At 46.6% G+C, this 16,126-nt stretch carries 9 protein-coding genes and 3 rRNA genes (1 of these 12 running past the window's edge); 10 read left to right on the plus strand and 2 right to left on the minus strand.

The features are described from left to right. From MKX46_RS01865 to MKX46_RS01885, 5 genes are all read left to right on the plus strand, one after another. A 16S ribosomal RNA gene (locus tag MKX46_RS01865) occupies positions 1-89 on the plus strand; it begins 1,467 nt to the left of the window's first position. Positions 90-450: 361 nt separating this feature from the next. Then, positions 451-3,398 (plus strand): 23S ribosomal RNA (locus MKX46_RS01870). A gap of 152 nt (positions 3,399-3,550) precedes the next feature. After that, positions 3,551-3,667 (plus strand): 5S ribosomal RNA (gene rrf, locus MKX46_RS01875). The 16S, 23S and 5S rRNA genes sit together here, the layout of an rRNA operon. Before the next feature lie 278 nt (positions 3,668-3,945). Beyond that, a complete protein-coding gene (locus MKX46_RS01880) occupies positions 3,946-4,797 on the plus strand; it encodes an alpha/beta fold hydrolase (RefSeq protein ID WP_029518502.1) in 852 nt (283 codons plus the stop codon). A 272-nt stretch (positions 4,798-5,069) separates the two neighbouring features. Beyond that, entirely contained in the window at positions 5,070-5,792 is a 723-nt protein-coding gene (locus tag MKX46_RS01885; protein ID WP_029518501.1) for a YjjG family noncanonical pyrimidine nucleotidase, read from the plus strand. A 297-nt stretch (positions 5,793-6,089) separates the two neighbouring features. Here MKX46_RS01885 and MKX46_RS01890 read toward each other — a convergent pair whose 3' ends face one another. Both MKX46_RS01890 and MKX46_RS01895 read right to left on the minus strand, forming a co-directional pair. Beyond that, a complete protein-coding gene (locus tag MKX46_RS01890; protein ID WP_029518500.1) occupies positions 6,090-8,366 on the minus strand; it encodes an alpha-galactosidase in 2,277 nt (758 codons plus the stop codon). An 84-nt stretch (positions 8,367-8,450) separates the two neighbouring features. Beyond that, positions 8,451-9,437, minus strand: coding sequence for a LacI family DNA-binding transcriptional regulator (locus MKX46_RS01895; protein WP_209950343.1), 987 nt, complete (start codon positions 9,435-9,437; stop codon positions 8,451-8,453). Between the two features lie 177 nt (positions 9,438-9,614). Between MKX46_RS01895 and MKX46_RS01900 the strand changes: the two genes are divergently transcribed. From MKX46_RS01900 to MKX46_RS01920, 5 genes are all read left to right on the plus strand, one after another. Then, entirely contained in the window at positions 9,615-11,423 is a 1,809-nt protein-coding gene (locus MKX46_RS01900; RefSeq protein ID WP_029518498.1) for a cache domain-containing sensor histidine kinase, read from the plus strand. Next, positions 11,416-12,522 carry a response regulator transcription factor gene (locus MKX46_RS01905; RefSeq protein WP_029518497.1) on the plus strand — a complete coding sequence of 369 codons (1,107 nt, stop codon included), beginning with the start codon at positions 11,416-11,418 and terminating at the stop codon, positions 12,520-12,522. Before MKX46_RS01900 ends, MKX46_RS01905 begins: the two co-directional genes overlap by 8 nt. Positions 12,523-12,721: 199 nt before the next feature. Further along, entirely contained in the window at positions 12,722-14,023 is a 1,302-nt protein-coding gene (locus MKX46_RS01910; RefSeq protein ID WP_029518496.1) for an ABC transporter substrate-binding protein, read from the plus strand. A 79-nt stretch (positions 14,024-14,102) separates the two neighbouring features. Then, entirely contained in the window at positions 14,103-14,981 is an 879-nt protein-coding gene (locus MKX46_RS01915) for a carbohydrate ABC transporter permease (protein WP_069011311.1), read from the plus strand. A 28-nt stretch (positions 14,982-15,009) separates the two neighbouring features. After that, a complete protein-coding gene (locus MKX46_RS01920; RefSeq protein ID WP_029518494.1) occupies positions 15,010-15,852 on the plus strand; it encodes a carbohydrate ABC transporter permease in 843 nt (280 codons plus the stop codon). Positions 15,853-16,126: the final 274 nt, after the last annotated feature.

The raw sequence follows: 16,126 nt of genomic DNA on the forward strand, positions 1-16,126 counted from the left end.
GGAGCCAGCCGCCGAAGGTGGGGTAGATGATTGGGGTGAAGTCGTAACAAGGTAGCCGTATCGGAAGGTGCGGCTGGATCACCTCCTTTCTATGGAGAATCGTTTCCTGAAATGGAAACATTCAAATATGAAGCGTAAGCTTCAAAACCCAGGTTTAGGCCTGTTACTCACTCGTTGCTCAGTTTTGAGAGCTCAAACTCTCAAGTTTCGACGAATACTTCGTTCACACATCCGTGTGGAACCGAAATATTCATCGGGTTTCGCTTCGATGAAGCGAATTGCACCTTGAAAACTGGATACCGAAACGAAATTGCGTTTTAGAATATTCCTTTAAGCTGATCTTGTGTAAACAAGTGAAATAAAGGTAGCAGGTAAGGAAAGATCTTTTGCCTTTGGCAAAAATCATTCTTTATCGAACATCGACATTTTCTTTTATCAAAGAAAAGTCTAGGTTAAGCTACAAAGAGCACACGGAGGATGCCTAGGCGCCAGGAGCCGACGAAGGACGTGGCGAACAACGATAAGGCCTCGGGGAGCTGTAAGCAAGCTTTGATCCGGGGATGTCCGAATGGGGAAACCCGGCTGTCTTCATCGACAGTCACTTTCTGCTGAATACATAGGCAGAATAGAGGCAGACCAGGGGAACTGAAACATCTAAGTACCCTGAGGAAGAGAAAACAATAGTGATTCCGTCAGTAGCGGCGAGCGAACGCGGATTAGCCCAAACCAAGGAGCTTGCTCCTTGGGGTTGTGGGACGTCTCACATGGAGTTACAAAGGAACCGGTTAGATGAAGAGGTCTGGAAAGGCCCGCCAGAGAAGGTAAAAGCCCTGTAGTTCAAAACTTGTTCTCTCCGAGACGGATCCCGAGTAGTGCGGGGCACGTGAAACCCCGTATGAATCCGGCAGGACCATCTGCCAAGGCTAAATACTCCCTGGCGACCGATAGTGAAGCAGTACCGTGAGGGAAAGGTGAAAAGCACCCCGGAAGGGGAGTGAAATAGATCCTGAAACCGTGTGCTTACAAGAAGTCAGAGCCCTATGATATTTTCCTTTGGAAAAATCACGGGTGATGGCGTGCCTTTTGTAGAATGAACCGGCGAGTTACGTTCCCGTGCAAGGTTAAGGTGAAGAGCTGAAGCCGCAGCGAAAGCGAGTCTGAATAGGGCGAATGAGTACGTGGACGTAGACCCGAAACCGGGTGATCTACCCCTGTCCAGGGTGAAGGTGCGGTAACACGCACTGGAGGCCCGAACCCACGCATGTTGAAAAATGCGGGGATGAGGTGGGGGTAGCGGAGAAATTCCAATCGAACCCGGAGATAGCTGGTTCTCCCCGAAATAGCTTTAGGGCTAGCCTCGGAAAGAAGAATCGTGGAGGTAGAGCACTGATTGGGTGCGGGGCCCGCAAGGGTTACCAAGCTCAGTCAAACTCCGAATGCCATAGATTTAGTTCCGGGAGTCAGACAGTGAGTGCTAAGATCCATTGTCGAAAGGGAAACAGCCCAGACCATCAGCTAAGGTCCCCAAGTGTGTGTTAAGTGGGAAAGGATGTGGAGTTGCACAGACAACCAGGATGTTGGCTTAGAAGCAGCCACCATTGAAAGAGTGCGTAATAGCTCACTGGTCGAGTGACTCTGCGCCGAAAATGTAACGGGGCTAAACACACCACCGAAGCTATGGCTTGATGCTTGCATCAGGGGTAGGGGAGCGTTGAATGCGGGTTGAAGGTGTACCGTAAGGAGCGCTGGACTGCATTCAAGTGAGAATGCCGGTATGAGTAACGAAAAGATCTGTGAGAATCAGATCCGCCGAAAGCCTAAGGGTTCCTGAGGAAGGTTCGTCCGCTCAGGGTAAGTCGGGACCTAAGGCGAGGCCGATAGGCGTAGTCGAAGGACAACAGGTCGAAATTCCTGTACCACCGTAATCCGTTATGAGCGATGGGGTGACGCAGTAGGGTAGTGACGCGGACGGATGGATGTCCGTCTAAGCAGTGAGGCTGGTGTGTAGGCAAATCCGCACATCGTTAAGGCTGGGCTGTGATGGGGAGCGAAAATTGTAGTAGCGAAGGTCATGATCTCAGACTGCCAAGAAAAGCCTCTAGCCAGGAGAAGGTGCCCGTACCGCAAACCGACACAGGTAGGCGAGAAGAGAATTCTAAGGCGCGCGGAAGAACTCTCGTTAAGGAACTCGGCAAAATGACCCCGTAACTTCGGGAGAAGGGGTGCCTCGGTAGGGTGAATAGCCCGAGGGGGCCGCAGTGAAAAGGCCCAAGCGACTGTTTAGCAAAAACACAGGTCTGTGCGAAGCCGCAAGGCGAAGTATACGGGCTGACGCCTGCCCGGTGCTGGAAGGTTAAGGGGAGTGGTAAGCCCTTCGGGGCGAAGCTATGAACCGAAGCCCCAGTAAACGGCGGCCGTAACTATAACGGTCCTAAGGTAGCGAAATTCCTTGTCAGGTAAATTCTGACCCGCACGAATGGCGTAACGACTTGGGCGCTGTCTCAACGAGAGATCCGGTGAAATTTTAATACCTGTGAAGATGCAGGTTACCCGCGACAAGACGGAAAGACCCCATGGAGCTTTACTGCAGCTTGATATTGAATTTGGGTACGATCTGTACAGGATAGGTGGGAGCCGTCGAACTTTGAGCGCCAGCTTGAAGGGAGGCATCCTTGGGATACCACCCTGATCGTATCTAGGTTCTAACTTGGTACCGTAAACCGGTGCGAGGACAGTGTCAGGTGGGCAGTTTGACTGGGGCGGTCGCCTCCTAAAGAGTAACGGAGGCGCCCCAAGGTTCCCTCAGAATGGTTGGAAATCATTCGAAGAGTGCAAAGGCAGAAGGGAGCTTGACTGCGAGACCTACAAGTCGAGCAGGGACGAAAGTCGGGCTTAGTGATCCGGTGGTACCGCATGGAAGGGCCATCGCTCAACGGATAAAAGCTACCCTGGGGATAACAGGCTTATCTCCCCCAAGAGTCCACATCGACGGGGAGGTTTGGCACCTCGATGTCGGCTCATCGCATCCTGGGGCTGAAGTAGGTCCCAAGGGTTGGGCTGTTCGCCCATTAAAGCGGTACGCGAGCTGGGTTCAGAACGTCGTGAGACAGTTCGGTCCCTATCTGTCGTGGGCGTAGGAAATTTGAGAGGAGCTGTCCTTAGTACGAGAGGACCGGGATGGACGTACCGCTGGTGTACCAGTTGTTCCGCCAGGAGCACCGCTGGGTAGCTATGTACGGAAGGGATAAGCGCTGAAAGCATCTAAGCGTGAAGCCCCCCTCAAGATGAGATTTCCCAATTAGTAAGACCCCTTGAAGACGACGAGGTAGATAGGTTGGGGGTGGAAGTGCAGTAATGCATGGAGCTGACCAATACTAATCGGTCGAGGGCTTATCCTAAGAATAAAACGCAAATGAGTTTCGGATCCAGTTTTCAGGGTGTAACCTTGAACGTATGTACAAGAGACATACGACAAGCGCATGGCTATTCATTCACACGATAAGTGATGAAGCGAATAGCCGTACGATAGAATTTGCACAGCAAATTCATGTTTGGTGGCGATAGCGGAGGGGTTCCACACGTACCCATCCCGAACACGACCGTTAAGCCCTCCAGCGCCGATGGTACTTGGACCGCAGGGTCCTGGGAGAGTAGGACGTCGCCAAGCACGATAAAAGTATGACCTCTATATAAAAAACCGCGATAATCGCGGTTTTTTTGTTTCCAAAAAGATGTGTTTGTCAAAAATCCTGTATGAATGCCATAAGTCAAGACAAGTAAGACAAAAGTAAACCCGTTTTGTTTTTGAAAAAAACATGTTAAACTTTTCTCATAAAAATAAATGTACTTTCTGAGGTGAGTTGAAGTGTTGGAACGTTCTATGGAGAATACAAGGGAATTACACAAAGGAAAGGGAGTGATTTGAAAAAGAGAAGGTGATTATAAATGAGCACTTATCAAACAGTTTTTAGTGATGGATTTGAGCTGAAATATGCTATAAGAGGTAACGGAAGGCCGATATTGGTGATCGGCAGTAGTGTATATTATCCTCGTTTATTTTCAGACCATTTATATAAAAAGTTTCAGTTTATTTTTCTGGATCATCGAGGGTTTGCAAAACCGAATCGAGCTTTAAAACCAGAAGACTATACTTTGGATAAAGTTATTAATGATATAGAAACAGCAAGACAATGCCTTCATCTAAATGAATTTATCATATTAGGACATTCCGGGCATGCCTTTATGGCTTTGGAATATGCTAAACAATACCCGGATTATGTTCAAAAAGTGGTGCTATTAAATTCAGCACCTACGAACAGCCAAGAAAGACAGCGGCAAAGCTCTTCATTCTTTTATGAAACGGCCAGCCCAGAAAGAAAGGAACGTTTTGAAAAGGACATTGTTTTATTAGAGGAAGATATCAAAAGAGACCCAGATAGAAGATTTGTTCACATGTGTATACGAATGGGAGCCCAAACCTTTTATGATTATGCTTACGATGCGGCTTATATGTGGAAGGATGTATACACGAATATGCCTATCATTGATTATTTATGGGGAGAAGCTTTCGGTAACATGAATTTAATACAATCCTTGGCGGATATCCACAAACCTGTATATATTGGTTTGGGAAGGTATGATTTTTTGGTTGCGCCAGTTTCTTTATGGGATAGGGTCGATGACACCTACGAGAACGTGAAAAAAGTGATTTTTGAATATAGTGGGCATAACCCAATGTTTGAAGAACCTCATTGTTTTGATCAAACATTAGCTAAATGGATTAATGAAGATCACTAGGATTTTTGCTAAATCATCTCTTAGATGCTCAGAAGCCCGTAAAATGAGAATCACCTTCATTTTACGGGCATTCTTATTGAGCGTTATTTACCTTTTGCACCGGTGACAAAATACTATGACTTTGTTATTAGTGACTTGACGGTTTAACTAGGTTCTGTATAATAACCGAAAGGTAATAATGTATTGTTAGTTTTTCGTTGTGCTACTATCAGAAACAATCTAAGACTCATGGAACTGAACAATAGTCGTAAAGCAATGATATGGAGGTCGTTATGAAATACGAAATTATTTTATTTGATGTCGATGACACGCTGTTTGATTTTAAAAAGGCAGAGAGTTATGCGCTACATAATACGTTTACCCAATTTGGCTTGCCACAAGGGGCCACGGAGTATAAAGCTAGTTATGATGAAATCAACAGTGTATTGTGGCGAGAGGCAGAGGAAGGACATATTACCTCAGCGCAACTGCGTGCGGAGCGGTTTAAGCGATTATTTACTTTTCATGATCTAGACTTTAATCCAGATGCTTTTAGTGCTGCATATTTACGTTATTTGGGTGAAGGTGCTTTTTTAATGGACGGAGCGGTTGAATTATGTGATATGCTGTCTGATTGTCGCTTGGCGATCATTACGAATGGAATCAAAGAGGTGCAAACCTCCAGAATTCAGCTTTCACCGCTGCATGATGTATTTGAACAGATAATTATTTCAGAGGAAGTGGGTTGCCAAAAGCCACAAGCTGGTATTTTCGATTACGCATTTACTAAGCTAGCCATTTCAGATAAGAGTAAGGTTCTCATGGTCGGTGATTCTTTGACCTCCGATATTCAAGGAGGCAACAAATACGGAATTGATACCTGTTGGTTCAACCCTGCTGGGAAAACAAACGCGTCTGGCATTCAACCTACTTATGAAATAAAAAGCCTGATGGAGTTATCGAATCGTGTGCTTTCAAAGCGTCCCATCCTGAATCGTACATCGGCGGAAATCTAGATGAATGAGAAATTGGAAATCAGGATGAATAATGTCGAAATCAGAAGACGGAAGTTAAAGACACCGAAAAGTTGAATGAATTGTTTAGAGTTGTGATTACAGACACGTTCACTTAAGAAGGCATTGGTCATATGCTGGAAGATATAGAGGACGAAATTGAGACTAAGCGAGCGTATTTGGTAAGTGACATGGAGAGTCACGGTTAGCAACACGGGCACCAAAGTGATTAAACAAGGCAGGCCGGAAAATCGGTCTGCCTTGTTTTGATTTTTTTATCGTCACTGGCCAGATTCACAATTAGCAGGAAATAGCTTTAAGGCGGAAAGTAGAGCTGGTGAAGTCTCCAGAGAGATCCGAGACAACAAGCCCAATTTTCATTAGGCGGTCGCCTCCAAAAATTTCGCCATCAAATGCTACGCGGAAGGGGGAACCGCCATCTTCCACTAAGGTATTACCCGTATGGACTGCAGTGCTGCCTGTCGCCCCGTGTTCGATTATATACTTTTTATCTGGGTCAAGTCCTTTTAGAGTTAGTCGCCGGATGGGCCCATTTGGTTCAGCTAGTACGCGGAAGTAAGCGACAAACGCTTCGGATTGGTCCTCGCTAACGAACATCCAGGCCGTGTCGCCTCGGCCTTCAAACGGACTAAGAAGTCGATACATATCTCCCTGCTGTACAAGGGAACGGATTTCTTTATACTGGGCAATTTGTTTGGCCGCGAGTTCTTTTTCTTCATTCGTAAATGCAGTAAGGTCGAGTTCGTAGCCAAAATTCCCGCTCATTGCCACGTCGCCGCGTATGGCGAGGGAGGTGTTTCGTCCCACCTGGTGGTTCGGCACGTTCGATACATGTGCGCCCATGGTACTGGCCGGGTACACGATACTTGTTCCATACTGGATAGCCAATCTTTCAATGGCATCGGTATCATCACTGGTCCATGTCTGCGGCATATAGTAGAGCATTCCGGGATCAAATCGCCCACCGCCTCCAGAACAGCTTTCGAACAAGATGTCCGGGAACTGGGAGGTCAGACGTTCCAACAGATCGTAAAGTCCGAGCATATAACGGTGCGCAGTTTCCTTTTGTCGTTCGCTAGGGGCTGTAGCCGAAGCAATCTCCGTCATGTTACGGTTCATGTCCCACTTGACATAAGTGATTGGAGCGATCGAAAATACGGAGCTAAGCGTCTCGTACAAGTAGTCGCATACTTCCTTGCGGGAGAGATCGAGCACCAGTTGGGATCGGCCTTCCGTCCGCCGCCGACCTTCCGCATGCAGGCACCAGTCGGGATGGTTGCGGTACAGTTCACTATCAGGTGATACCATTTCCGGCTCAACCCACAAACCAAACTGTAATCCTTGTTCATTAACCCGTTTGGCCAGGTCAGTAAGACCGCCGGGCAACTTGTGGCGGTCTTCGAACCAGTCCCCAAGCGAACTGTTGTCGTTGTCTCGCTTACCAAACCAACCGTCATCAAGAACAAACAGCTCAATTCCAAGAGGCCCCGCTTCTTTGGCAATCGCCTCGATTTTATCGGCGTCGAAGTCGAAATAGGTGGCTTCCCAATTGTTCACGAGAATCGGACGTTCTTTGTCACGGTAAGCCCCTCGGCACAGACGTGTGCGATAGAGTCGGTGATAGGTGCGTGACATGCCCCCAAGACCTTCTTCGGAAAAGACCAATACGGCTTCAGGAGTCTGGAATGACTGACCCGGCTCAAGCCGCCAGGAGAAGTCAAAGGGATTGATTCCGATACTTACACGAGTCTGATTGAACTGCTCTACTTCCGCCTGTGCGACGAAGTTGCTGCTGTAGATTAGACTGAAACCGTACACATCCCCTCGATCTTCAGTCACATCAGGCCGAAGCAGTGCCAGAAAGGGATTCATTTGGTGACTGCTGGAGCCCCGTCTACTCTCGAGCCGAATGGAGCCAGGTCCGAGGTCGCGGCGTTGGATATGTCTTTCCCGAACCCAGGCTCCAGGTAAGTAGAGGGCTTGGTAGTTGGAATCGGCGAAGTCGACAGAGGCGCTCATGGCGTGTTCAATATTCATGGTAGCGCTTCCCTTTTGTTCAAAAAGAGTAGATCTAGCAATGGCACTGTGGTCCGCAAATACAGTATAGAGCAGTGTAGTCTTAAGCCCCGAGTATTGATCCTCAAGGATCATATAGAGGGTTGTGGCTTCATCATCCGATTCGGCATAGACGGAAGGAAGTCCCTCGAGCTTGGGTTTACCTGGTTCAATACGGTAACCACTATATTTTAGCTCAGTAGTTCGAGTACCGTCCGCAAGTGCAACCTGGTAAGCCGGTTGACGAAAGTCGCTTGTTCCATACTGGGGGTATTCCTGAGGAAGCGTGTCCAAAGAAATTATACGACTGGAAGAAACGGGAGTGGGAGAGAAGGAGCAACGCTCCCTAAGTTCCAATATACTTGCGAGACTTTGGTCATGATGAAGTTGAGCTCCCCAATAGACATGTGCGGGATATCCTTCTACTAGCTGGATAATATAGCTGCAATCCTTGGACTGCAAATGAAACAAACCAAGCGCTTCGTTAACATGAATGTTCATGATATTCACTCCTCAGGGGTTATCATATTGATTGTTTTACGAAAGGATATTAATCAATGACAATAAGACTCTCAAGTACTAATTTTAGCCTTTTTTGCATGAGCTTTCTCGAATGACAAGCTTAGTCCCGATCACGCTATACGCAGGTGGTTCACGCCCCTCAAACCGTTCAGAGAGCAGTTGCACAGCAGCCTTTCCCATCTGTTCGGGATATGCACGGATAGTGGTTAGCGGAGGCTGCACGAAGGCTGCCATCTCAATGTCGTCGAAGCCAACAACAGCCATATCCTCTGGTACCTTGACTCCAAGTCCATGAAGGGCGCGGAGGGCACCAATAGCGAGCGGATCGCTTGCGACGAAGCAGGCTGTCGGTCGTTCCTGTTGGGCTAGGAGTTCGTTCATCATGAGATAACCATCCGCGGTACTCCAGGAACCTATACGGACGAATTGAGGATTGTACAACCCTTGTTCCCGCATGAATCGTTCAAAATAATGCGCCCTTCGCTCACCGTCGCTCTTACCGCCGATAAATCCGATTTGTCGATGGCCAAGCTCAAGTAGATGTCCGAGTGCCTGATCAACAGCTTGTCTGAAATGAAGTCGTACAGAATCATACTCCAACTGTTCATGGTACTGGTCGACAAGGACAATGGTGTTCTTGTCAGGATGAAGCTTGAATACCTCTTCAGGATCAACGCCGCCCACAACAATCAGACCATCCGCCTTCTGTAAGGTGCCGATGGACGAGCGGCCTCGCAAGGTCTGTCCCAACGTCAGGCCAAGCTCTTCACAGCGCAGTTCGATTCCACGGCGGATCGAGGCGTAATAAGGATCGTCTCTTTCCTCCTCAATAGAACACCACAGCAGGAGGGAGACCGTTTTCCCGGCCCGTTCCGTATTCTGCTTTAATTGCCTCAGCCGGGTAGGCTTATACCCGAGTTGCTCGGCAACCAAAAAAATTCTGTTTTTGGTGTCTGAGCTTACGGACAGTGACAGATCGTTATTTAAAACCCTTGAAACGGTTGCGGCAGACACACCCGCTTCGCGGGCAATGTCTTTAATGGTTGCCAAAAGAGCTCACACCTTTTTAGTTAATAATTTTACTAAAAATCGACTTTATCCTAACACATCTCTAAAGTACTTTCAAGATGGACGGTTGAATTTTTTAAACTTTATTTTTGATCTACTACTGTAGAGATTGTTTGTGTTAACATGATGGATATTCTCTTGATGACGGAGGGGTTCTAGGTGAATATTCTGTCACTAGCTCGTAAGTGGTTTGGTCGACTTCGCTTTAAAAGCAAGGTTATAGCGGTATTTCTTCCGCTAATTATTGTTTCTCTGCTTATTCTTGGACTATTGTCCAACCAACTTTTCAGCCGTTCTTTGATAGACCAAACTACCAGCAATGTGGTCGATGAGTCTCAGCTTATCTTGTCTAGGACCGATTACATATTCAGGAGTGTGGAGACGGCGGCCAATATTATGGTCACGAATATTAACCGGATGTATGATTCATACGGTGCCAAACCTGATACTGCCATGGAGCCTATTCAGTTTGGAAACTTGATGCAGAGCCGCCTATCCATTGATTTGTCAATCTTTCGTGAGGTGGATGCCGCTGTCTTCATTGATAACGAAGGGAAGATTTTCGCCTCTTATACCGAAAGCGGGGATGATCGCAAGATCTATAGCATGCTTAAGCGGGTAAGGGAATCTGAAAGTTATGGACAGGCCCTCTGGTTTGATATGGAGAAGAGGGATTTCCTAACACCAGATCCGAGCTCTCCCGTTTTGACGCTGGGGAAGACGGTCATTAATATAGACACCGGCGAACCATATGGAACGCTTTTTCTGTTAGTGAAGGAAGAAGGTTTGTCCGATTACTTTCGTTCCAGCGATCCAGATGCACCCAAATCTTATTATTTTTTAGATAACGAAATGCGCGTGGCTGTGGCAGAAGACAATGAGATGCTGATGAATCCGGTGAATCCACAGCTGGGTGAGGCCATCCAACGTTGTGCCCCTAATGCATCCCATGGAACGTGCTCATTCGAGTATGAGGGCAACCTGATAACGGTCACTGATTATAACCGAATGGAATGGAAGTTGGTCAATATTGTTTCTCTTAGCCTGCTTACAGCTGATGTCCGGCAAAATGTTAGATTGTCGCTATTAATCGGTGTGTTATGCCTTGTTTTTTCCTGGCTGGGTGCTAGCTTTCTGTCCAGAATGGTCGTTAGTCCTCTCGAACAATTGACTAAGGCCATGCGAAAAGTAGTAACTGGTGATTTGCAACCTGTTGCGACAGTCCGTACTGAAGATGAAATCGGTACCATTGCGGAAGCGTTTAACTTTATGGTAAGACGGGTTCGGGAACTGCTGGATGAGGTAAGGCAGGAACAGAACCGTAAGCGTGAATATGAGCTTGCACTGATAAGCGCCCAAATTAAACCGCATTTTCTGTACAACACTTTGGATACCATTTATGCACTCAATGAGTTAGATCGTAATGAGGAGGCTAGAGATACTACAAAAGCGCTGGCAGATTTTTATCGAATGGTGCTGAACAAGGGACGGGAACTAATCACTTTAGAAAAGGAAGCTCAGATTACTGATGATTACCTGACGATTCTGCAAATCCGTTATCCCGATGTGTTTCGCTATGAAGTGGATATTCCTCCCGAGTTTGAAGGTACACCGATCCCGAAGCTCTCGCTTCAGCCGCTTGTCGAGAATTCGATTTACCATGGCCTTAAGAAGAAAGGAACAAAAGGTTTTATCCGCATTTTTGCCTTTAGACAGGGCGATAAGGTGGTCGTTAGAGTGGAGGACAACGGCGTGGGGATGAACGAAATACAGGTTCAGACCATTATGTCCAGACATTTGCCGGAAGAAGGAATACGATCAATCGGCACCTACAGCGTTCAGCAGCGGCTGAGCCTGTATTTTGGCGAGGAGTATGGGATATCCGTGCAAAGTGTGCTCACGAAGGGAACAACTGTTGACCTGTCGCTGCCGATGCTGCCAAAGGGGAGTGAACACCAAAATGTATAAAGTGATGATTGTCGATGATGAACCGCTGTTCCGAGACTTTCTGCGTATGAAGATAGATTGGGAAATTCATGGTTTTCGGGTTTGCTGCGAAGCAAGGAACGGACAGGAAGCACTTCAGGAAGCCGAGCGGCATCAGCCACATCTCGCCCTCGTAGATATCAATATGCCCTTCATTGACGGAATTGAATTAGCCAAGAGATTGAAAGTCAAGTTCGAACGCATCGTTATTGTATTCATATCTGGACATAACGAATTTGAATACCTACAGAAGGCGGTTCGAACCGGAGTACAGGATTATTTGTTGAAGCCGTTCAATGCAGAAGAAATGCTCTCGATGTTGGAACGCATTAAGCCGAAGCTACCGGTGCTTCCACAGGAGAGCGAAAGTGCAGAGTTAAGGGGACAGGGCGGCGAAGTGTTGCATAGCAGAGCAGGTATGCCTGATTTGGGCCATCTACGCGATGCGGTTGTGCTTGACCTCCGAATGAAAGACAGTGAAACGCTAGAGGAGGTCCGTAAGGCAATCCGTCAGCTTAGTAAATATAAATGGGGAGACGAATACGCAGATGCGATGCTTATGGGAATCGTATCTTTAGCCCTTTCCTTTGCCAGTGAACGAGGCATTCCTTATGACCGGCTATGGGAAAATGGAGGAGACAATTCTCCTTACGAACGGCTGCGAGAGTTAGATTCCTGGGAGGCTGCTGAAGGTTGGATGCTCGCTCTATACCGCAAGCTGATCCAACTGATGGAGAATATGCGTCCTACGAAGGCTTCCAATTTATTTGTGGCGGCGATCAACTATATTGAGGAACATTATGCAGACTCAGAGCTGTCTGCTGAGCAGGTTTCGTGCGGAGTATTCGTCGATCCCAGCTACCTGCGCCGCGTATTTCGCAAGGAGTCTGGCTTTTCCATAGTGGATCATATTACACACATCCGAATGAAGAAGGCTAAGGAGCTTTTGCTGAAAGGAAATCGGAAGCTGTCAGAAATCGCTGAAAGTGTAGGATACAGTGACCCCAATTATTTTGGCAAATGCTTCAAGAAACGCTTTGGCATGACACCCACTGAATATGAGCAACTCAAAAAAAGGTAGCGCCTGTCCTGCGAGGCAGGACAACTTCGATTTAAGCCTGGCGGTTTTCCTATATACGGAGAACCGCTGCTCTATTTGTCCCGTTTTTTACTGGTTATGCCCGTTTTATTCCTTAATCAAGAATAGAAGCGGCAGTATACTGTAGTCATGCAAATGAAAGCGCAAACATAAAACACACTGCATGAGGGGGATTAAGCAAATGAAAAAAACTTACAAAAGTTGGAGTGCAGCTTTGCTAGTGCTCACTATGTCGATTGGATTGATTGCTTGTGGGGAAGATAACTCGACCTCTTCCAAGAGCGAGGCAGGGGACGGTACGATCAAATTAAAGGTGTATGCACAACATTTTGATGACGATACCATAAAGCCGTTCGATTATGCGGTGGAAGAGCTTAAAAAGAAGATGCCAAACGTAGAAATTGAACTGGATCCTGCCGTACAGGACGGAGGACAGAAGCTTAAAACCTATGCGGCAACGGGCAATATGCCGGATGTCTATTTAGCGGATTGGGCTGTCCTGCAAACTTTCGCAAAATCGAAAAATGTTGAGGTGCTGGACAGCTATGACACAACGGCCGAATTCAAGAAGAATCTTAACCCGGGTGTTGAATCGCGTTTGATAGCTCCAGACAACCATGTGTATGCTTATCCCGAAACCGGCATTGAATTCCAAATGATCTATTACAACAAGTCGATTTTCGAGAAGGTAGGAATTAAAACACCGCTTAAGACGATTGACCAGATGGCCGATGCAGCGAAAAAGTTGAAAGCTGCTGGTTACGTACCTATGTCAATTTTTGCCAAAGAAAAATGGATCACGACCGCTTTCTATAATGGGCTGGTTACAAGGGAGCAGCCGCGTGGGTTCGGAGCACTTGATGAGAAGGGTGTAAAAGCATTGCCGGAAGCATTCGTAACAGCGGCACAGCAGATGAAGCAACTGCAAACAGCCGGATTATTCGATGCAAACGCGACGAACACCAATTATGATCAGGCTTCGTCCCTGTTTTATCAGGGCAAAGCTGCCATGTTCGTGAATGGACAATGGGAAATTTACAGCTCACAGGAAAAGCTGGGCGACCAGGTCGACTGGATGTACTGGCCTGCAAAGGATGAAGCAACCTACGAGAAATCCAAATATTTCATTGACGGCTCAGGTTCTCCACAGGGCTACGCAGTATCATCGAGTAGCAAAAATAAGGAAACAGCCGTAAAGGTAGCGGCATTCCTTGCCACAAAGTCAGCCGAATACAGATACACTCAACTTGGAAGCCCAATTGTTTCGCAGAAAGTGGATAAGCCAATCGCCTCCAATGTTCCAGCAATGATGCAGCGAGTTGTCAAAGAGTTGCTGCCAAATGCGCAGGAATATGCTCAACTTCTGAGTAGTACAAAAATTCAGAACACTATTAATGACAATACTCAGAATTTGATGGTAGACAACTTTTCTGAAAACGATTTTGTGAACAATCTGAATAGCACATTGGATAAAGAAAACTGAGAATTCAGGAACTCGGCTGCCCTTGGCGGCATAAGTCGCTAGGGGATGCTGTTCCGAAGATAAGGGGTGGAAGCAAGACATGAATAAATATTTGGGGAACAAACCGGCACTCGCACTGTTTCTCCTCCCTGCTTTGATACTGTATAGCGTGATTTTGATATATCCCGTTCTGCAAACCGTTCTTCGCAGCTTTTATGATTGGGATGGCCTGAGTACGCTGACCTTTTCGGGACTGAGTAATTATCGGGAACTGTTCTCCGATCCTCTACTTGCTACTTCGCTTAAGAACGGATTAATATTTGCCATTGTTCTGGCGGTCTTTCAGATCGGGCTGGGAACACTATTAGCGCTAATCTGTGCTGACCCGCGCACACGCGGGCGAAAAATACTGAAAACGTCTTATTTTATCCCAGTTGTCCTATCGGTAACCGTGGTGTGCCAGCTGTGGATCGCAATCTATGACCCAACTAACGGATTGATCAACCGACTGTTTGATCTCTTGAACATCCCGTACCAGCAAAATTGGCTGAGCTCCCCGACAGCATCGATTATTGCCATTGCCTTCGTTAATGCCTGGCAGTTTATGGGTTATCAATTTGCGTTGTTATATGCGGGAGTTAAGTCAATACCCGAAGACTACTTTGAAGCCGCCACGATTGACGGTTGCACCAAATGGAGAGCGCACTGGCATGTCACGCTTCCACTGATGAGGGAAACGTACAAATTCTGCTTCATCATTGCGATTACATCTGGAATAGGGGCCTTTGTGCAGATGCTGATTATGACAAACGGAGGGCCCGGCACTACAAACTATACATTGACATTCATGATTTACCGCTATGCTTTTATGGAAAGCAATTATGGGTATGCGTGTGCTGTATCCGTGCTGCTTGTACTAATCTCACTACTGGCAACTGTAGTTATCAATAAGCTGTTCGACCGCGGACAAACCGCCTGATAAGGCGTGTATTGAAAAGGAGAACGAAATGAGTAAAACTGCTTTGAGCAAGTTCAGACAAGCTGTTCTGCAGATACCGCTGTGGTTGTATTTTATTGTTTCGGTCTATCCGTTGTTCTGGATGGTTTCCTACTCGTTCAAGAACAACGATGAGATCTTTGTCTCTAACCCATTTGGACTGCCAACGCATTTTCGTTACGAAAATTACATCAATGCGTGGACGCAATTTAATATTCCCCGTTACTTTCTGAACAGTCTGGTCGTATCAACGATTTCGACTTTGTTCATTCTTTTGCTGGCTCTGATGTTTGCCTTCGCAGTGGCTCGTATGAGATGGAGGTTTCGTTCAGCTGTCCGGACTTATATGATCATAGGAATGTTTATGCCACTGCAGGTTATCATGATACCGCTGGCGATTCTGGTTCGCGATTTTCATCTTACGAATACGTACGGAGCTCTTATTCTTCCTTATATCGCAATTGGGCTTCCTTTCTCGTCAATGATTTTCTATGGATTCCTAACAGCAATTCCTAAGGAGATTGAAGAGGCGGCATGCATGGATGGAGCTAATATTTATAGACTGTTCCTGAAAATCATTATGCCACTTGCATTGCCTGCAATTGCGACGGTAGCCATTTTTCAATTCTTGAACAACTGGAATGAGTTCACTTTGGCCTATATTCTAATTTCTGATGAAAATATGAAAACATTGCCTCTAGGCTTACTTTTCTTCCAGGGTTCCTACAGTACGGATTGGGGAGCCATGGGAGCTGTTATGACTATGGCCTCCTTACCGATGGTACTTGTCTACCTGTTCTTGAGTGAACAAGTGGAGCGGGCGATGACGGTAGGTTCTGCTGTAAAAGGGTAGAAAGGATAAAATGCCCGGCTAGAGAATCAGAAAAAGATTCTCTAGCCGGACATTTTTGATATGTACATACGTTAATTCAATCCGACGATGGTTTGTGGCTAATCAGAAACCTTACAGTAAAATAAAGGTTTTTGTAAGTTTAAACTGTTGTTCGTTATGTAGAAGCTGTTATGCTGGTAAACAGCTAGGCAAGGAAAGAAGTGAAGCAGACTTTGAAAGATCCAAAGCAAAGTTTCCATGAAACATTAAAAAATCGTAAAAGAACTATTATAAC

Origin of the sequence: Paenibacillus sp. FSL P4-0113, assembly GCF_038009305.1 — a bacterium.
Lineage (GTDB): Bacteria > Bacillota > Bacilli > Paenibacillales > Paenibacillaceae > Paenibacillus > Paenibacillus polymyxa_D.

Bases quoted from the DNA above. Each gene is read 5' to 3' on its own strand.
- MKX46_RS01880 (WP_029518502.1), top strand. From the start codon at position 3,946: ATGAGCACTTATCAAACAGTTTTTAGTGATGGATTTGAGCTGAAATAT.
- MKX46_RS01885 (WP_029518501.1), top strand. From the start codon at position 5,070: ATGAAATACGAAATTATTTTATTTGATGTCGATGACACGCTGTTTGAT.
- MKX46_RS01890 (WP_029518500.1), bottom strand. From the start codon at position 8,366: ATGAACATTCATGTTAACGAAGCGCTTGGTTTGTTTCATTTGCAGTCC.
- MKX46_RS01905 (WP_029518497.1), top strand. From the start codon at position 11,416: ATGTATAAAGTGATGATTGTCGATGATGAACCGCTGTTCCGAGACTTT.
- MKX46_RS01910 (WP_029518496.1), top strand. From the start codon at position 12,722: ATGAAAAAAACTTACAAAAGTTGGAGTGCAGCTTTGCTAGTGCTCACT.
- MKX46_RS01915 (WP_069011311.1), top strand. From the start codon at position 14,103: ATGAATAAATATTTGGGGAACAAACCGGCACTCGCACTGTTTCTCCTC.
- MKX46_RS01920 (WP_029518494.1), top strand. From the start codon at position 15,010: ATGAGTAAAACTGCTTTGAGCAAGTTCAGACAAGCTGTTCTGCAGATA.